This is a genomic window from Okeania sp., from assembly GCF_983059655.1.
Genome location: NZ_CEZPJD010000042.1, coordinates 2,707 through 21,652, shown reverse-complemented (window position 1 = coordinate 21,652; position 18,946 = coordinate 2,707). Strand labels below are relative to the sequence as shown.

The following is an 18,946-nucleotide window of genomic DNA, read 5'->3' as shown; positions in this document are numbered from 1 at the left end:
ACTCCCCCGCTCCCCTACTCCTTAAAAAAGACTTTTTCAGCAAGCCCTAATTAGGTTCTATTTCTATAGCTCGGCGATCAGCTTTTACTGCTTCCAACCATTTTAATAATTGCATTAAAGCATCTCCTAAATTTTTGTGAGCCAAATATAAATCTGGCTTTAATTCAATAGCACGATGATAAATTTTAACAGCTTTCTCTGATTTTTCTAGCTGCATAAAAGCTGTGCCTAATTTATGGTAATACCAAGGATAATCTGGATTTAGTTCCATAAATATGCTGTAGACAATGACAGCTTCATCACCATTTTTTGAATTTCAGGAATGCTTCTCCTAATTTATGGTAATACCAGGGAAATTTTGGGTTTATTTCTATACTTCCTACTCGCTGAAAATGATAATTTTGTACCTAACCAATATGGGAATTGCTATAGAGAATAAAAATGTAAATAACTGATTTTAGAAGAAGTTATAACAAATTATTCCCAGTTAAACTTCATATTTAAATATGCTTCAAGCTTTTGGTTATAGGGCTGAAATAATTCAGAAAGTTGACGACGTAAGCTAGCATCAATTGGAGGATAAGAACCAGGGAAATACTTTTTATATTCTAATAGTTGATAATTTGGTAGACCTAAAAAATTAAAAACTTGTTTGGTTGTCGCTGTAGGATTTTCATACATATCCTCGCTTTTCAATATTAAAAGCTGTTCTCTAGGGAAAATATTTATCCATTTTTTCAGAAAATGTATGTATAAGCTTGCCCTGAAATAGGCTGACATTTTGTTGATTAGTTTTTGATAATTTTGAGGGTTGTCGTTTATTTCTGTAAGAATTTTCATTTCTTGGGGTACAAATTCTGTAAATTCCTTTGACTCTTTTCCCAAACTTTTAGCCATATAAAAGTGAGAAATTGTTCTATCTACTGGGTTTCTTAAAATAGCAATTATCTTAATTTTGGGAAAATTATCTAATAAATTTTTTCCTACTTCATCAGAATACATATAGTTAGGAGTAGCTTCTCCAGTAATAAATTTTCCCTGCTGAGGTAGTTGAGGAAAATGTGCTAAATACCAATCTATTCCTTTGTGAAATTTCTTACTAAAAAAATTGATTTCTTTTTGTAGAGCAGGAATTACATTGGGATGGTGACATAGATAACTATAAAGTGATGATGTTCCCCCTTTAGGTGTGCCAATAATGATAAAACTTGGTTGACCAAGTTGTTGAGAATTCCAATGATTTTTTACAAATTTTGGATGAGATACTAAAAGTTTGTTATAGGTGGCTTTTTGATAATAATTAATTGCTGTATCAAGTTCGCCCTTCTCTGTAAGAATGTCTGCCAAATTTATATATGCTTCTGGAAAGTTTGGTTGTAGTTGAATTACTGTTTGATAACATTGAATTAATTCTTCTGATTGAGTGGGTTTAAACTGAGCTAATTGAAAACTATAAATACCTCTTAATTTTTCATAAGCTGCAATGGCATCTGGTTGTAGTTTAATTGCCTTAAGATAACAAGCGATCGCCTCATCTGGCTGGCCTATTTCCAGCAAAGCATCTCCTAATAAAGAATAAAATTGATGCCAGTCTGATTTTATTTCTATTGCTTTTCGGTAACAAGCGATCGCTTCTTCCGTTTTCCCTTGTTTTTTTAGGGCCATTCCTAAATATTGATAATACCAAGGAGAATTTGGGTCATTTTCAATGGCATAGCGATAAGTTTCTACAGCTTTATCCCATTTTTTTAATCCGATAAAAATTTGCCCTAAATTATAATGAGACCAATAAGAATCTGGCTTAATTTTAATTGCTTGACCATAGGCAATTATCGCTTTATTCCATTTTTTTAATTCTACTAAGGCAAGTCCCAAATTGTGATGAGCAAAATATAAGTTAGGGTCAATTTCAATTGCCTGCTGATAAACTGCTATAGCTTCTTGCCAATTTTTCAATTCCATCAAAGCTTTTCCCAATTTATTATAAACCCAGGGAAAATCTGGCTTAAGTTTAATAAAATTACGATAGGCATTGATAGCTTCCTGCCAATTTTTTAGTTCCATCAAAGCATCGCCCAGTTTATTATAAGACCAAGGAAAGTTTGGCTCTTTTTCTATAACTTGACGATATGCATTAACAGCTTCATTCCATTTGTTTAACTGTAGAAATACTTCTCCTAATTTCTGGTAATGCCAAGGAAAATTTGGGTCAATTTTTATAGCTTGAAGGTAGGCATTGATAGCTTTATTCCATTGTTGCTTCTGCACATATAGATCGCCTTGATTAATATGCTCCTTTAGTGATGCTTGTGGAGCATTTTTAAGCTGCACAGTTTCTGGAAGCTTGGCAACAATAATGTCATCTTCTATAACTCCTGACTCATAACTAATTTTGTACTTAGGATTAATCTGAAAAATAGCTTTATGTACATCAGTTTCTGTAATAGGCCAAGGCTTTTCTAATAAGCGACGCTCGTCGATTAGAATAGTATGATTTTTGATGTAATGCTTGGCAATTATTTCTAGTTCCTCAATAATGGGATATGCTACTTTTCCTCCAGGTAAAACATCCGAGCGATGAACATTTAGCCAGAAAGTAGCACTATTTTCTAAGTTAGCAAGGATATTTGGCAACCATTTGAGAGTATCGCCATATAGTAGTTCAACTGAGGATTGATGAGCAAATTTTTCACAGGCTTTCTGGTAAAGTATTTCATCAATTTCTATGCTAAAAATCTTGTTAAAGCCTAGTTTTATAGCAGCTTCTATTGTTGTACCTAAATAGGTACCAGTTTCAATCAAAACTGGATTTATATATTTTGCTAGAGTATCTTTCTTAATCGGCATATTTAGCTTGACTTCTTGAGATTTAAGAGTTTTCATTGGAAATGCAGAAACATAATCCTATTAAAAAGGGAATAGGGAATTTCAACAATTAATAATTAATAATTACCTCTCCTTGAAAGCAGATAGGATTGACAAAGAGATGAAAATTTTTTGTTGTTTCTCCTTTCTCCTTGCTCATGAGAGGATTTTTACCTTAATTATTCGCTAAAGAAGAGAAAACAGCATTAAATAGTAACTTTCCACAATAATTAATGGATACTTCAGAGAGGATTTTTTGATGAGAAAAAAACTCAATCTAGATTTACATCTTACTTTGAAAATACTATATAGCAATTACTGTAAGGCGTGATGTACAAATTCCCTTCTGCCTTCTGCCTCCTGCCTTCTGCCTTTCCCAATCAAAATATAAATTTCCTACAGATTATAAAAAATTTTGTCAAAGAATTTTTGCAGATTTTTTGTTCTTAAATATTCAGGAATTTGATTTTCCAGAACATAAGGCTCTCTTAATACCTGTTGATATAACTCTTCATTTGTATCTAATTCGATAATCCGAGAAATTACTTCTGACTCACTAGAAAAATTATGATAATTAACAAAAGATTTAGGGTTAAATTCTTTGTCAATCCAAATATTTCCCCAATAAATAGGAACTGTCTGAGCGTCCATAGCACGAAATATTTTCTCTGTGGTATATCCTGGGGTACTAGCATTTTCAAATGCAATGACAAATTTATATTGACTTAAAAAATCAAGATACTTTTTCCCCTTTGGAACTAAAAAACCCAAATTATTGAGTACCTTACCTCCTGAATCTACCTGTTTATAGCTACATAGTTTATGAAAGAAATCTATTCTTTTCTTTGCCCTTTGATTGGAAGAAATAAAGCAACAAAATTTATGCTTATGTTTGATAATTTGTTCAATATTTTTGGGTTTTGTCAGTTTAGTGATTGTCTGTAAACCTCCTTGCAAAAAATAGAGGGGTACTCTCAAATGTCTGGGGTCTTCAATATAATAATGAGTCAAAGCAAAATCACACTCTTGAAAGTTTACTTGCTGCATTCCATAGCGCTGAAAGTCTCCTTTACCAAACAAGTAATTATGACGATTTTCACCAGTGTAAAATATTTTTGTACAATCATATTTATGATGTTCTTCCCCAAAAACACTGTAGAATAAAAAGTCTGGCTCTTCAGATATGCAAATATTGTAATTTTGAGTTAAAAATTTATCAAATAAAAATAAACTTTTATGATTAAATGTTCGCCAAAAATCTACAAATTTAACTTTGATTTTTTGGTTTTTGGATACAGTTAATCGTGTTTTTTTCCTTGGGGGTTGAAGCTGGATTGCTTTTTCATAACAAGCTGTTGCTGCTTCTTGCAGGTCTTGTTTTTCTAATGCTTTTCCTAATGTATTGTAGCACCAAGAAGAATTAGGTCGCATTTCCAGAAACTGACGATAAGCTGTTACAGCTTCAGACCATTTTGAAAGCTCCATTAGAGAATTTCCTAGTCGCTTGTAACACTCAGGTACGGCTTTGATTTTGATAACTTGCTGATAGACAGTCACAGCTTTATTCCATTCTTTTTTCGCAGTATAAGCATCTCCTAAAAATTCATACATCCACCAAGGAGAATTAGGTTGATTTTTGGTTGCATACTGATAGTATTCAATGACTTCATCTAACTTTTTTTGTTGTAGCAGAATCTCCTTTAACTTGCGGTAGACATCCCAAACATCGGGTTTGATTTTGAGCAAGCTTTGATAGTATTTTTTTGCTAATTCTAATTCTCCTTGTTGTTTGAGAATATCCCCTAAATTTTTGTAAGACCAAGGAAAATTTGGATTAATTTCTATAGAGAGCTGAAAACTACTAATAGCTGCATCTATATCTCCTATTTCTTGAAATATTTTTCCTAGTTTATGGTGAACTACCCACAAATTAGGTTGAATTTGAATTGCTGTTTGATAATAATTTATTGCTTCAGTTAACTCTCCTTGTTTAACAACAGCGTCGCCTAAATTTTGATAAGCACTTGCCAAATATGGATGAAATTTTATTGCTTGTTGGAAATGAACAATCGCCTCTTCTATTTCTTCATTTTCTAGCAATTTTTTTCCCTGTTTTAAATATTCTGATGCTTGAGGATAGTCAGCTTCTAAATTTAATGCTTTTTCCTGACATTCTCTGGCTAATTCTATTTTTCCTATTTGTTGCCAAATTTTTCCTAAATTCCTATAAAAACCTGGAACATTTGGTTTGATTTTGATTGCTTTTTCGTAATATTCAATTGCTAATTGCCATTGTTTTTCTTGGGCATATAAACTGCCCAAATTAGCATGAACTTCTGCCCAGTCTGCCTGTTGATTTATTGCTTTGATATACCATTCTTTTGCTTCGTCTATTTCTCCCATTTTGTGGAAAATATTTCCCAATGTTTTATAGATAGGTAGAAAATCTGGCACTATTTCTAATACTTGGTTACAAGTTGCTGTTGCCTCTTCTAATTTTCCTTGAGTTAAATATAATTCTGCTTTTTGATACAAATTTGTTAGATTTATTTGTTTGTTCATCTTGACTTGAAACCTAATTTTCTGGTCATATAGCAAAGAACAAGTTAGTTAAGACTTATGCTGATGATAAACTTGAGACAGAGAAATGCTTTTTCTGCTGTTCCCTGTTCCCTGTTCCCTGCTATACTAAATTACTGCGGTAGAATAGTTATAATAGGGCTCGTAGTTTTGCTCTAGCAATAATAGTAAGTATTTCAGAGGCTCAAGCCCGACTACAAACAAAAATTTTATATATAAGTAATTATCCGAACATGATATTATATCATGTCCGGTAGAACAGTTATAATAGGGCTGCGTAGTTTTGCTCTAGCAATAATAGTAAGTATTTCAGAGGCTCAAGCCCAACTATTCTCCGAAGCAGCCAAATATTGGGACTTAAAAACTCTCTACGCTGACCAAAAGTAGAAACCGGGTTGATCTTAAATGCCTCACCATACTGACATTTGCCTCCCATAAACCTGGTTTCTTAAACACTTCCATTGCAAGCAGATTTGATCTTAATATTAACTCCCGTAGCATTAGTGTAATTAATTGTAGGGGCGAATCACCATTCTCCTCTACAGAAGTTAGGAGGGAAGAGAATTAACTCTCCAACAGAAAATCGGACTCGCTAGAAATCGGTCAACACAAAATCGGACTCGCTAATATTTGGCGCTCCTTCTAAAACGGCAAATCGGCCACCATCTCCAAAACCAGAGAAGGCACCATTGGGGTTGTAGTATAAAGATCCTGTGTAGCGGTTGTAAACGATATCTGCTGATGAGCGGCTAGCAGCAGAGCTGCTGTTAACGATATCGAATTCATGGTCGATGCTAAAACCTCTACCATTACTACTATTTAAGGTTATAAAGGTGGCTTTGTTAAGGAAAATATCATCTACACCAGGTGTAAAGTCAACAACTCTGTCTACACCTAATGCTGGGCTAAACGGTGCGCCGATATTGAAGAAGAAATTGTCTCTGCCACTACCACCAATTAACACATCGTCGCTACCGTGACCAGCAAGGTTATCGTCTCCACTACCACCATTAAGAGTATCACTACCACCTTGGCCTAAAAGGGTATCGTTTCCACTACCACCATATAGCTTGTCGTTGCCACTGCCACCAATTAGATCGTCGTTTCCACTACCACCATCTAGCGTGTCGTTACCACTGCCACCAATTAGGTCGTCGTTACCACCACCAGCTCTTAAAATATCGTTGCCTCCGCGACCATCTAGCAGGTCGTAGAAACGACCACCACTAAGTATGTCTGGACCATTACCACCAATTAAAGTAGCCATATTTATTTCCTCATTACTACAATGTTTACAGAGAAAATTCTAAATCAAGTTATTTTTACTCAATAACTCTTATATAGGTATATTAAGTCAGCAACCCATCTCGAACAACTAACAAAAATTAGCAATCTTGTTATAATCCCATTAGCAAATTTTCAACAGGAGGACATCTAATCTTGCTAGCTAAAGACCAACCCTTTTCCGAAGCAGCCGAATATTGGGACTTGAAAACCCTTTATGCTGACATGGCCTCTGCTAAAGGTCGCCATCTAACACCTACTGAAAAACTACATCTGCAGGGTCTTCTATCTGGCTATAGTCCTGGAGAAATTGCCGAAAAACTCCATAAAAATGCCAACGGAGTTGAGGTGGCTTTGTGTCACACTCTATACCACTATGTCAGAATTCTGGTAGGCAAACAAGATGAGAAAATACAACACTGGAGAAATATTTGTGAATGGTTGGAAGAAGCAGGTTATAAGTCTCATTCCCCCCTGAAACCAGAGTCAGATGATTGTTTATCAGCTAGGTTTTCGATCAAAAAAGCTAATGTAGTGCTAGATAAAAATCAAATTATAGTTGATATCAACCTGCGAATAGTCGCTGACTCACCAGTAGAATTTGCGATCGCTGAAAATATCAAATACCACACAGAAGAAGAACAATCTTAGGAGTTTAGAAAATTATGGAAGAGGGGGGTGTGTTAGGATAGATTACTGAATCAGCTTTAAATTCATAATTTCAGCCGTAAATACGCACCCTAAAATTTTGCACTAAATTAGCTATGTCAGTCTAGCAGTAGTGGACTGTTTCAGCTAAAATAGTGTGTTGAAGTATAGCATTACTTTTGGGAATTAGTATTATAAGTTTACTGCTAATATCTACTTTGTTTTGCTTTTTTCATTTTCTAGTAGATTTCTTATTGTTTCATATAAAATTAAACGGCCTACTACAATTTTGCTAACTCCATGATTTTTAATAGCTGTTTTAAATTGACAATTATATCCGGTGTCCATAACTGTTTTCCTAAATTATCATTATCAAAAAAATCCCCTAATAGATAATAATGTGAAAGACTACAAAAATTACTTATCCGCCAATATAAAGCATTAACATAGTTGGGAGAAAAAATTTCAATTACTTTAGTTTCTGGACTACAAAATACGAGATTTGTTAATCCAGCTCCATGAGGTGCAATAACAACTTCAGCAGCAGCCATATATGATGCTTGTTCTGCTATGGACATTGATTCTAAGGTCAGACTAACAAAGCCAAATTTATCTAACAAATTTACAACTTCCTCTTCATTAATAACTCTACGCCATGATGCTAGCTTTCTACTAAGATATATACGTTTTGGTTTATGAGATACTTCATTAATATTTTGAGGTTTCAAAAATAAATTTCGGAGAAACTCACAACTCCATTTATTTACCCATATTTCTCTTTGTTTAGCCGCACATGAAGGCACTATTAATTGTTTTGCTTTTATGTGAGGATACAATCTACTTTCTATTATTTTATCTTGGGAAATTCCCAATGCTTCTAAACTTTCTTTCTGAAATTTTTTTTCGCAACTACTAAAAATAAACTTATCTATTTTAATATCTGTTCGACGTAATAAATCTATCCGTGCCACTACATCAAACATCCAGTGAAAAAAATTATTTTCTCCCCACTTTGCTGACAAAAAAGCTACATTTTTATTTATGTAGTAAATAGGAGGTAATTGGGAGGAGGATATAATTGCTGTGGCACAACCCGTAGAAACGTCTGATACTAATTTATTATCTGAACTAATAACTGCAGTTGTTCCGAATTTGGCACAACCTCTTCCTTCTGGGACTATTGCTACAAATGCTTCTGCTAATTGAAATTTTTTTTCTTTAAACCTGGGATGAAGTTTGCCATCTATTGTTTGAGGTGCTAAGAAAGTTATTGGTATTTCTGGATAGATTTTTATATGAATAGTATTACTGTCTAAAGAACTAGATATAATTTCCCAGTCTCTTGTTAATTTAAAAAATTTTTCGAGCCAATCTAGGGGTAATTTTTCTTCAAGAGACCAAATCCTAGCTGCATCTTGACGACCTTGTTTTGTGAGGATATATTTTATATTTTTATGAACTTCATCATAACCTGGTCTCAATTTTAGGGCTTGGATTAAATAAGGTATTGCTTCGGAAAACTTTTGCTGTTGAACATAAGCATCTCCTAATGCTCCATAAGGCAAACAAGAATTTGGGTTGATTTCTATAGCTTTTTTGTAACTGACGATCGCTTCTTCTATCAAGCCTTTTTTCTGTAAAACATCCCCTAATTTTTTGTGGAGTGTATCTTTATGTGTGGCAAGTTTTAAGGCACTAGAATAAGCTAAAGCTGCTTCATCCCATTCTTGATTTTGTTGATAAATGTCTCCCATTAATTTATAAGGCCAAGATAACTTTTGATTCAGTTCTATAACAACTTTACAAGCAGTAATAGCTTCTTTGAATTTTCCTTGCTTCAGGAGAATCTGATTTAATTTACGGTGAATATTCCAAGCATCTGGCTGAATTTCTATCACTTTTTGATAATAGTCTCTTGCAGCATCTAATTTTTTTTGGTCTTCTAGAATTTCACCTAATTTTTTGTAAGGTAAAGGAGAATTTGGGTTGATTTCTATAGCAAGTTTAAATTCTATAATAGCTGTATCTAACTCTCCTATTTCTTGAAATACTTTTCCTAGTTTATGATGAGCTATAAACAAATCTGGTTTTAGTTCGATTGCTTGTTGATAAGATTTAATTGCTGGATGTAATTCTTTTTTTTCAACTAAAGCATCACCTAATTTTTGATAGGCATTTGCCAAAGATGGATTGAATTTTATGGCTTCTTGGAAATGAGCGATCGCCTCTTCTATTTCTTCATTTTCTAATAAATTTTTTCCCTGTTTTAAATATTCTGAGGCTTTCGGATATTCAGCTTCTAAACTTAATGCTTTTTCCTGACAATCTCTGGCTAATTCTATTTTTCCTATTTGTTGCCAGATTTTTCCTAAATTACGATAAAAACCTGGTACATTTGGTTTTATAATGATGGCTTCTTGGTAAAATTTTATTGCTAATTGCCATTGTTTTTCTTGAGCATATAAGCTGCCCAAATTTGCATGAACTTCTGCCCATTCTGGCTGTTTATTTATTGCTTTGAGATACCATTCTTTTGCTTTGTCTATTTCCCCCATTTTGTGGAAAATATTTCCCAATGTTTTATAGATAGGTGGAAAATCTGGCATTATTTCTAATGCTTGGCTACAAGCTGCTGTTGCCTCTTCTAATTTTCCTTGAAATAAATATAATTCTGCTTTTTGAGATAAATTTATGAGATTTATTTGTTTGTTCATCTTGAGCTGAGTTATTTCAGTAACTCTATATTATTAGAGATGTCTAATAACATCAGCAATTCCCACATTAATTTTCATTTATTCAGAGGTAATAGGGAATAGAAGATAAATAAGTATAAGTCTACCTCATTAGGTTAAGAAACATTATATTATCGGAGATGTCTAATAACATCGGCTATTTCCAAATTAATTTTCATTGTAGTTTTGCTCTAGCAATAATAGTAAGTATTTCAGAGGCTCAAGCCCGACTACAAACAAAAATTTTATATATAAGTAATTATCCGAACATGATATTATATCATGTCCGGTAGAACAGTTATAATAGGGCTGCGTAGTTTTGCTCTAGCAATAATAGTAAGTATTTCAGAGGCTCAAGCCCAACTATTCTCCGAAGCAGCCGAATATTGGGACTTGAAAACTCTCTACGCTGAATAAAAGTAGAAACCTGGTTTATCTTAAATGCCTCACCATACTAACATTTACCTACCATAAACCTGGTTTCTTTAACATTTCCATTGCCAGCAGATTTGATCTTAATATTAACTCCGGTAGCATTAGTGTAATTAATTGTAGGGGCGAATCACCATTTTCCTCTACATTTGTTAAAATTCTCCCACAAACTTCAAAATCAATAACTATAATGTCCCAAGCTTTTCTAACTCCAAAAGTAAGTGTAATTATTCCAGTATATAACTGCGAACTCTACATCATCCAAGCAATAGAAAGTGTATTTAAACAAACCTATACTAACTATGAAATTATTGTTATAGATGACGGTTCCACAGATAATACCCGTCAAGTATTACAACCATACATGACAAAAATTCGTTATTTTTATCAAGAGAATAAGGGATTATCTGCAACTCGTAACCGTGGCATTAAATTGGCAAAAGGAGAATTAATTGCTCTCCTAGATGCTGACGATTTATTTCTCTCTTATAAACTAACAGAACAAGTTGCTATTTTTGATGCTCAACCAAATATTGGTTTAGTACAAAGTGGGTGGCGAGTTGTCAATGAAAAAGGAGAAAAAATTCAAGATATTGAACCTTGGCATAAATCTCCAGAACTAGATTTAATAAGTTGGTTAAAATGGAAAACTACTAATCCTAGCGGGATGATGTTTCGCAAAGAATGGTTAGAAAAAGTAGGTGGGTTTAATGAAAAATTACGCAGATTAGAAGATTTTGATATTGTCATTCGATTAGCTTTAGCAGGTTGTCAATCTACTTGGTTTCCTAAAGTAGCTGTATGCTATCGTCAACATAGCAGTAATATGACTAGAAATTTACTTGCTCAAACAGCAGTAGAAGAAAAAATTTTAGATGAACTTTTTTCTAACCCCAATCTTCCTCCAAAAATTCAACAACTAGAAAAGGAGTTACGCTACGGTTCCCTAATTTGGAATTGTTGGTGTTTATATAAATCTAGCTACTTCGCTGAAATGGCTGATTATTTATATAAGTCTTTAAAATTTTCCTCTTTTTCTGTTCTTAAAACTATCTGTGATTGGCTCTATTATTTTGAATATTATGCTGCTCTAGAAAACTATAATTTTAATTCTGTATTTTTGCATCAATTACCAGAATGGCAACAATTAATAACTACAATTATGCCAAATGGTTTACCACTGATTAGTATTGTAATTCCTGCCTACAATAATGCTGATTATATTCTCATAGCCATTAAAAGTATCCTGGCTCAAACTTATACTATTTATGAAATTATTGTTGTTGATGATGGTTCTACCGATAATACTCATCAAGTTTTGGAACCCTACCTAAATCAAATTAAATATGTATATCAAGAAAATCAAGGACCATCAAAAGCGCGGAATCATGGCATAGAAATAGCTCAGGGAAAATATATTGCCTTTCTGGATGCCGATGACTTTTTTCTACCCGAAAAATTAGCCGAACAAATAGGATGTTTTGCAGAAGATTCTACTTTAACTATGGTGCAAAGTGGTTGGAGATTTGTTGATGAGGAAGGTAGTACTATTAAAGATGTTAAACCTTGGGAAAATGGTGCAGAATTAGACTTAGAAAATTGGTTAATCTGGCAAGCAACTTTACCTAGTGCAATGATGTTTAGAAGTGATTGGTTAAAGCTGAATGGAGGATTCGATCCGCGATATATTCCAGAGGATTTAGAAATAGTTTTACGATTAGCTTTAACTGGGGGAAAAGCTACTTGGTTACAGAGAGTAGGTGTTTGTTATCGACAGCATAATAGTAGTGTTTCTGGATTAGGAAATCGACAAAAAATTACTCAAGAATTGGAAAAACTATTAGATGATTTTTTTAGCAAACCTAATTTACCTCTCTCAATACGTCAAATAGAAAATAAAGTAAAATATCGTTCCCTACTTTGGAATTCTTGGCGCTTATATCAGGCAGGTAATTTTTCCGAAATGGCTGCTTATTTGCAAAAATCTTTAACTTATACTTCCGCCTCTACCACCGAAGCAATTTATACTTGGATAGAATTATTTAGCAAACTTGCTCGTCAAGAAGGAAATGAATTTAATGCCTATAATTTTAGTCAATTACCAGAGTGGAAAAAATTAATTAGTAATCTTTTTAATCCAGTAGTACCGAGAGTCAGCGTAATTATTGCCACCTATAATAATGCCCACTATATATTAGAAGCGATCGCCAGTGTTTTTAATCAGACTTATACCTCTTATGAAATAATCGTAATTGATGATGGTTCTACAGATAATACCCGCGAAGTTTTAGAACCTTATTTAGATAAAATTCGCTATGTTTATCAAGAGAATAAAGGAGTATCCCACGCCCGAAATTTAGGTTTAGAAATGGCAGGGGGAGAATTTATTGCTTTTCTGGATGCTGATGATTTTTTTCTACCAGATAAACTGGCAAAACAGGTAGCTATTTTTGATACTCGTCCTTCTCTTGGTATTGTGCATAGTGGTTGGCGTTTAGTTAATGAAAAAGGGGAGAAAATTTCTGATATAGAATTATGGCATGGCTCCCTAGAATTAGACTTAGAAACTTGGGTAGTTTGGAAACCTGTAACTATTTCTATGATGTTTCGTCGGAGTTGGATAAAAAGTGCAGGAGGTTTTGATACTCGCTGGCATCATGGAGAAGATATCGATTTAGTATTGCGTTTATCTGTAAATGGTTGTGAGGCAGTTTGGTTGCCAAAAGTTACTTATTGTTATCGTCAACATCATCGGAATGCTACTAGAAAATCTACCCACCAAGCTGTTAGTATGATGGGTGTTTTAGATAACTTTTTTAACAGACAAAATTTATCAACATCTATTCGTAAATTAGAGGAAAAATCTCGTTATTATACTTTGAGTTGGTTAGCATGGCAGGCACATCGAAATGAGAATTTAGTTGAGATGAGTCAATATCTACGACAAGCTGTAAAATATACTCCTTTATCTATGACAGAAACTATTTATCATTGGATTGATAGTTTTAATAGTCTTTATCAACAATATGGTTATAAATTTGATGCTTATGATTTAACAAATTCGGATATTTGGCAACAGTTAATGTCAGATATTTTTGTGAAGTAAGAAGGAAGAGGAAAGAGGGAAGAAGGAAGAAGGAAGAGGAAAGAGGGAAGAAGGAAGAAGGGACAACCAGGAAGATTGATTATTTATATTCCGTTATTTTTGTAAAGCTAAGAAGGAAGGAGGTGGAATGGGCATCTTGCCCGTTCCTGATATTTTCGGGCAGGTAGGATACCCACCCCACTTATATTCATCTCGCCCCTCAGCAATGCCGTAAATTTAAGTTTTTTCCAGCTTTTAAACCTTCTTCCTTCTTCCTTTTTCTTCCTTCTTTTTTCTTACTTCTTACTTCTTCTTGCTTCTTTTTTCTTACTTCTTCCTTTTTCTTCCTTCTTCCTTCTTCCTTCTTCAAATTGGTAATATGCAATTATTAAAATTAGCATCACTAAAATTAGTACCACTTAAATTAGCGTCACTGAAATTAACACCATTGAGATTTGCACAGCTAAGATTTGCGCGACTGAGATTAGCTCCAATCAGGTTAGCATCTTTCAGACTAGCATGACTGAGGTTAGCATAACTCAGGTTAACGCCACTAAGGTCGATACCATCCAAGTTAACACCCCACAAATCAGCTGCCATTAAGTTAGCACCACTAAGATTGACATCACTTAGATAAGTATGCCAAAGGTGGGCACGATTAAGGTCACTTCCACTCAGGTTAGCACCCTTGAGGTTAGCACCACTAAGATTCACACCACCCAAGTTAGCATTGCTAATATTAGCATTTTCTAGATTTGCATCCCACATAGCTGCTACTCGTAGACTAGCACCACAGAGATTAGCATTGCTGAGGTTGGCACGATTGAGATCGACACGATTTAGTTGAGCATTACTGAGGTCATTACCTTGTAAGTTTCTTCCTTGTATTTTGTGATTAACAATGTGCCAAACTATATACCATTTTTGGTCAAGTCTAGTTATTTCACTGAGTTTTACACCCTTAAGTTGAGCATAACTAAGATCGACATTTTTCAGTTGAGCGTGACTGAGGTCAGCATTGCTTAAATCTACTCCCTTCAAAATAGCACCTGTTAGATCGGCATTACGAAGATTGGCATTACAGAGTTTAGCATTAGTGAGATTAACATTGGTGAGATTAGCTGTACTCAGATCGACTTGATTCATTTTAGCGCTATTAAGTTGAGCATTGCAAAATTTAGCAGCACTCAGATGAGCATTTGTCAGGTTGGTATTACTCAGATCGGCAGCACTGAGGTCAGCAGCAGTCAGGTTGGCAGCAGTTAGGTTGGCACCGCTCATTTCCGCATCCTTAAGGTCAGCAGCGCTCAGGTTGGCACCGCTCATTTCCGCACAGTTGAGTTGAGCTGACATTAACTTAGTTACACTTAAGTTGGCCTCCTTTAAATAAGCTCCAATTAGGTTAGCTCCTCTCAAGTTAGCGTTACAAAGGTTGACTCTTCTGAGATCTGAGTGATTATAACAGTTGCTATCAAGATTTTGGATTTGGCAATAGAGAAGATGGCGATCGCACATTCCCAAATTTACTCCTTCTAAGTTAGCATTCCGGAGATTAATATTACTGAGGTCAGCACCTCGAAGATCGGAATGACTGAGGTTGACTCCTTTGAGATTATTATTTATGGGTTGCTGGTTAACAATTTTCCAGACCAAATGCCATTTCTGGTCTATTTTTGTCAAATAATTTATTTTTGTTTTTCGGAGGTTAACGTAGTTAAGATTAGCACTACTAATATTTGCATGACTGAGGTCGGCATTGAAGAGATTTGCATGAGTGAGGTCGGAATCACTCAAATTTACACGGGTTAGATTAGTATGACTAAAGTCTGTATTCTTGAGATTAATATTTATAAGTTTGGCAGCACTAAAGTTACTTCCACTGAGGTTAGAATTACTCAAATTCACTTTTCTAAGTTGAGCGCCACTGAAGTTAGAATTACTGAGATTTAAACCTTCAAGGTCGATGCTGGTTAGACGAATTTTTCTCAGGTCTTTACCAATAGTTTGCTGATTAACTATTTCCCATATTAATAACCATTTACGATCGAATTTTGTTTCTTTATTTAATTTAGTCCCCTTAATATTTGTACCTCGAAATTTACTACCTCTTAAGTCTGCACCACGAAGATTTGCATTAGTTAAGTTAGCATTATTTAGGTTAGCAAGACTGAGGTCTGCACCACTAAGGTTTGCATTAGTTAAATTAGCATTAATTAGGTTAACACTCCTAAGTTTTGCCAGGCTAAGATTAGCATTTTCAAGATTAGTATTTTTGAGGTTAGCATCCTTCAGATTAGCACCTCTTAAATTAGTTTCTGTGAGGTTAGCATCTCTAAGATGAATACTACTTAGATCGCTATCTTTTAAATAGGCAAAACTAAAATTTATGCCTTGTAGGTCTAACCCATTAAGGGTTAATCCCCTCATATTAGCTCGGATAAAATTCCGTTTTCCTGTAGCGTATAACTCTATTAGTTTAGATACATCCCAAGTATATTGGGACAATGCTAATTTAGCTTTAGGTTGTTGTTGTTCTAAGAGTATTGAATATGCAGTCCATTGTACTTCTATTGACTGATCCTGCAAGGCCATGAGTAACAAATCTAGTCCTAAATCTCCGTATTTGAGGGTTTCGGAAACTGCTGCTATTCTCACTTGTACTTCACCATATAGTAAGTATTCTTTGACTGCTTCAAGGTTATTGAGAAGAGGGGCAGTAGATGGAGAGGATGATGTTGTGAAGGTAGTATCCAGCGGAGGGATTTGATTCAAATTGTTACTCATTTTCCTTAGCCTGATAGATATATGAAATAACTTTAACTGAAAATCAAACTTTTGACATATTTGACGAGTAGTTTTTTAAGGTTTATCGAATAATGAATAATGAATAATGAATAATGAATAATGAATCCTTACTAATTAAGAATTGATAGTTAATAATTATTCGTTCAAAAATTCACGCCTTGAAGCCAACCCTTTAAACCAGAATTATTTAATTCTTAATTTTTAATTGCTGAAAGAGTATTTATTTTTGAAAAATTGGAGAAAATAAATTATTTTTTTATCAACTATTTGAATGTTTAATAAAGTTATAAATAATTGATAATCAACAAAATTATTAGATAGAGTATAATGTGAATCACGGAATAGAATCAATAACTAATTAATTATTAATTGTTTAACAGTTAGGATAATAAAAAATATGAAAACTAAAATTTTACCCCTAATAAAAGACTCAGAAAGTTTAGAAAATCGGCTCAAAGAAATCCCCCAAACTCCGGGAGTTTATTTCATGCGTGATGGTAGCGATCGCCTGCTTTATATTGGTAAATCAAAAAAGCTGAGAAATCGAGTCCGCTCCTATTTTCGAGAAAGTAAAAACCACAGTCATCGTATCAGCTTAATGGTCCAACAAGTGGTAGAAATTGAATTTATTGTCACAGATACAGAAGCAGAAGCTTTAGCATTAGAAGCTAATCTTGTTAAACAGCATCAACCATATTTTAATGTCTTACTCAAGGATGATAAAAAATATCCATATTTATGTATAACTTGGTCAGAAGATTATCCCAGAGTTTTTATTACTAGAAAACGACGATTAGGTAAAGCTCAAGACCGTTATTACGGTCCTTATGTAGATACCAGACTTTTAAGAAATACCTTACATTTAGTCAAACAAATTTTTCCTCTACGCCAACGACCAAAACCTTTATTTAAAGACCGCCCTTGTCTGAATTATGATATTGGTCGCTGTCCAGGAGTTTGTCAGACATTAATTACACCAGATGAATATCATAAAATTGTGCAAAAAGTAGCAATGGTTTTCCAAGGTAGGACAGGAGAATTAATTGATATATTGAACACTCAAATGGCAAAAGAAGCAGAAGCTTTGAATTTTGAAAAAGCGGCAGCTATTCGCGATCAAATTAGAGGTTTAGATTCTCTAAATGCCGATCAAAAAGTTTCTTTGCCAGACGATCGAGTTTCTAGAGATGCAATTGCTTTAGCTGGTAATGATAAATTTGCTTGCATTCAATTATTCCAAATTAGAGCAGGTAAATTAGTAGGTAGATTAGGATTTATTGCTGAAATACCCAATTTATTAACTGGAGAAAGTCGGGAATTAGGAGCAATTTTACAACGGGTTTTAGAATCACATTATCAAACAGTAGAATCTGTAGAAATTCCTGTAGAAATTATTGTGCAACATGAGTTACTAGAAAGTGATTTTTTGACAAGTTGGTTAACAGAAAGGAAAGGTAAAAAAGTAGAAATTTTCGTGCCTCAACGTCAGGGGAAAGCAGAATTAATAGAAATGGTAAAAAAGAATGCTGAATATGAATTGGCGCGGTTGAATAAAATGAGCGATCGTAACACCGCAGCAATGACAGACTTAGCAGAAATATTAGATATGCCAGAATTACCTCACCGTATTGAAGGTTATGATATTTCTCACATTCAAGGTTCAGATGCAGTAGCATCGCGGGTAGTTTTTATTGATGGTTTGCCAGCAAAACAACATTATCGGCACTACAAAATTAAAAACCCAGAAGTGCATTCTGGTCATTCTGATGATTTTGCTAGTATGGCAGAAGTCATTCAAAGACGGTTTCGCGACTATGAAAAACAACCCTCCACAGAGAAACCAGACTTAATAATGATAGATGGTGGAAAGGGACAACTGTCGGCAGTGATGACAGTGATACAAGAGATGGAATTATTAGAGGAAGTGCGGGTAGTGAGTTTGGCAAAGCAACGGGAGGAGATTTTTCTACCTGGAGAGTCGGTATCATTAACAACTAATGCGGAACAACCAGGGGTACAGTTATTGCGGAGGTTGAGAGATGAAGCGCATCGGTTTGCCGTAAGTTTCCATAGAGATAAAAGAAGTCAAAGAATGAAGCGATCGCGTCTAGATGAGATTCCTGGTTTGGGGCATCATCGGCAAAAATTGTTATTAGGGCATTTTCATTCTGTTGATTATATTCGGATGGCAACGGTACAGCAGTTGGCAGAGGTCTCAGGAGTCGGGCCGAAGTTGGCGCAGCAAATTTATGATTATTTTCATCCTTAGAGGTGAAGGAAGAAGGAAGAAGGAAGAGGGAAGAGGGAAGAAGAAAGTTTTAGTTCATCGCGTAAGCGGAACGGAGTTTTATCGCGCTATTATTCAGAGATAATGTAAAACCTCCACTATAAAACAGTCGCCATTACTTGATTTTACTTATGAAATAACTGCCAACAGAGAAAGAGCGATCGTCAGAGGATATCTGAAAAGTTTTTTGATACTGAATTTTGCCCCCCTGGCCCCCCAACTTTGGGG

11 protein-coding genes are annotated in these 18,946 nt (G+C 34.5%); 4 read left to right on the top strand and 7 right to left on the bottom strand.

Annotated elements, in window-relative coordinates; genetic code table 11:
- Nucleotides 1-46 precede the first annotated feature (46 nt).
- The 4 genes from AC3DU7_RS04740 to AC3DU7_RS04725 form a co-directional block, all read right to left on the bottom strand.
- Nucleotides 47-271 (bottom strand): tetratricopeptide repeat protein, encoded by a 225-nt coding sequence (locus AC3DU7_RS04740; RefSeq protein WP_488038206.1) that lies wholly within the window; start codon nucleotides 269-271, stop codon nucleotides 47-49.
- 206 nt (nucleotides 272-477) lie between these two features.
- A complete protein-coding gene (locus tag AC3DU7_RS04735; RefSeq protein ID WP_488038205.1) occupies nucleotides 478-2,883 on the bottom strand; it encodes a tetratricopeptide repeat-containing sulfotransferase family protein in 2,406 nt (801 codons plus the stop codon).
- Nucleotides 2,884-3,261: 378 nt separating this feature from the next.
- Nucleotides 3,262-5,427, bottom strand: a complete 2,166-nt coding sequence (locus tag AC3DU7_RS04730) for a tetratricopeptide repeat protein (protein WP_488038204.1) — start codon at nucleotides 5,425-5,427, stop codon at nucleotides 3,262-3,264.
- A gap of 610 nt (nucleotides 5,428-6,037) precedes the next feature.
- Nucleotides 6,038-6,712 carry a calcium-binding protein gene (locus AC3DU7_RS04725; protein ID WP_488038203.1) on the bottom strand — a complete coding sequence of 225 codons (675 nt, stop codon included), beginning with the start codon at nucleotides 6,710-6,712 and terminating at the stop codon, nucleotides 6,038-6,040.
- Between the two features lie 173 nt (nucleotides 6,713-6,885).
- Here AC3DU7_RS04725 and AC3DU7_RS04720 point away from each other — a divergent pair, with 173 nt between their 5' ends.
- Nucleotides 6,886-7,380, top strand: coding sequence for a helix-turn-helix domain-containing protein (locus AC3DU7_RS04720; RefSeq protein WP_488038202.1), 495 nt, complete (start codon nucleotides 6,886-6,888; stop codon nucleotides 7,378-7,380).
- Between the two features lie 278 nt (nucleotides 7,381-7,658).
- On the opposite strand, the gene AC3DU7_RS04715 is transcribed toward AC3DU7_RS04720, so the two are convergent.
- Nucleotides 7,659-10,091, bottom strand: a complete 2,433-nt coding sequence (locus tag AC3DU7_RS04715; RefSeq protein WP_488038201.1) for a tetratricopeptide repeat protein — start codon at nucleotides 10,089-10,091, stop codon at nucleotides 7,659-7,661.
- 640 nt (nucleotides 10,092-10,731) lie between these two features.
- On the opposite strand from AC3DU7_RS04715, the gene AC3DU7_RS04710 reads away from it, so the two are divergent.
- On the top strand, nucleotides 10,732-13,647 hold the full coding sequence (locus tag AC3DU7_RS04710) for a glycosyltransferase (RefSeq protein ID WP_488038200.1): 2,916 nt from the start codon (nucleotides 10,732-10,734) through the stop codon (nucleotides 13,645-13,647).
- The gene (locus AC3DU7_RS04705; RefSeq protein WP_488038199.1) at nucleotides 13,611-13,814 is read left to right on the top strand and encodes a hypothetical protein; all 204 of its coding nucleotides are present in this window, start codon (nucleotides 13,611-13,613) and stop codon (nucleotides 13,812-13,814) included. The genes AC3DU7_RS04710 and AC3DU7_RS04705 overlap by 37 nt, the downstream gene beginning before the upstream one ends.
- Nucleotides 13,815-13,846: 32 nt before the next feature.
- Here AC3DU7_RS04705 and AC3DU7_RS04700 read toward each other — a convergent pair whose 3' ends face one another.
- Nucleotides 13,847-13,996, bottom strand: a complete 150-nt coding sequence (locus tag AC3DU7_RS04700; RefSeq protein ID WP_488038198.1) for a hypothetical protein — start codon at nucleotides 13,994-13,996, stop codon at nucleotides 13,847-13,849.
- Nucleotides 13,993-16,410, bottom strand: coding sequence for a pentapeptide repeat-containing protein (locus tag AC3DU7_RS04695; protein WP_488038197.1), 2,418 nt, complete (start codon nucleotides 16,408-16,410; stop codon nucleotides 13,993-13,995). The genes AC3DU7_RS04700 and AC3DU7_RS04695 overlap by 4 nt, the downstream gene beginning before the upstream one ends.
- A 418-nt stretch (nucleotides 16,411-16,828) precedes the next feature.
- Here AC3DU7_RS04695 and uvrC point away from each other — a divergent pair, with 418 nt between their 5' ends.
- On the top strand, nucleotides 16,829-18,700 hold the full coding sequence (uvrC, locus tag AC3DU7_RS04690; protein ID WP_488038196.1) for an excinuclease ABC subunit UvrC: 1,872 nt from the start codon (nucleotides 16,829-16,831) through the stop codon (nucleotides 18,698-18,700).
- The last annotated feature ends 246 nt before the right edge of the window (nucleotides 18,701-18,946 follow it).

Coding starts and splice junctions, on each gene's coding strand:
- AC3DU7_RS04740 (WP_488038206.1), bottom strand. CDS start 271: ATGGAACTAAATCCAGATTATCCTTGGTATTACCATAAATTAGGCACA.
- AC3DU7_RS04735 (WP_488038205.1), bottom strand. CDS start 2,883: ATGAAAACTCTTAAATCTCAAGAAGTCAAGCTAAATATGCCGATTAAG.
- AC3DU7_RS04730 (WP_488038204.1), bottom strand. CDS start 5,427: ATGAACAAACAAATAAATCTAACAAATTTGTATCAAAAAGCAGAATTA.
- AC3DU7_RS04725 (WP_488038203.1), bottom strand. CDS start 6,712: ATGGCTACTTTAATTGGTGGTAATGGTCCAGACATACTTAGTGGTGGT.
- AC3DU7_RS04715 (WP_488038201.1), bottom strand. CDS start 10,091: ATGAACAAACAAATAAATCTCATAAATTTATCTCAAAAAGCAGAATTA.
- AC3DU7_RS04710 (WP_488038200.1), top strand. CDS start 10,732: ATGTCCCAAGCTTTTCTAACTCCAAAAGTAAGTGTAATTATTCCAGTA.
- AC3DU7_RS04695 (WP_488038197.1), bottom strand. CDS start 16,410: ATGAGTAACAATTTGAATCAAATCCCTCCGCTGGATACTACCTTCACA.
- uvrC (WP_488038196.1), top strand. CDS start 16,829: ATGAAAACTAAAATTTTACCCCTAATAAAAGACTCAGAAAGTTTAGAA.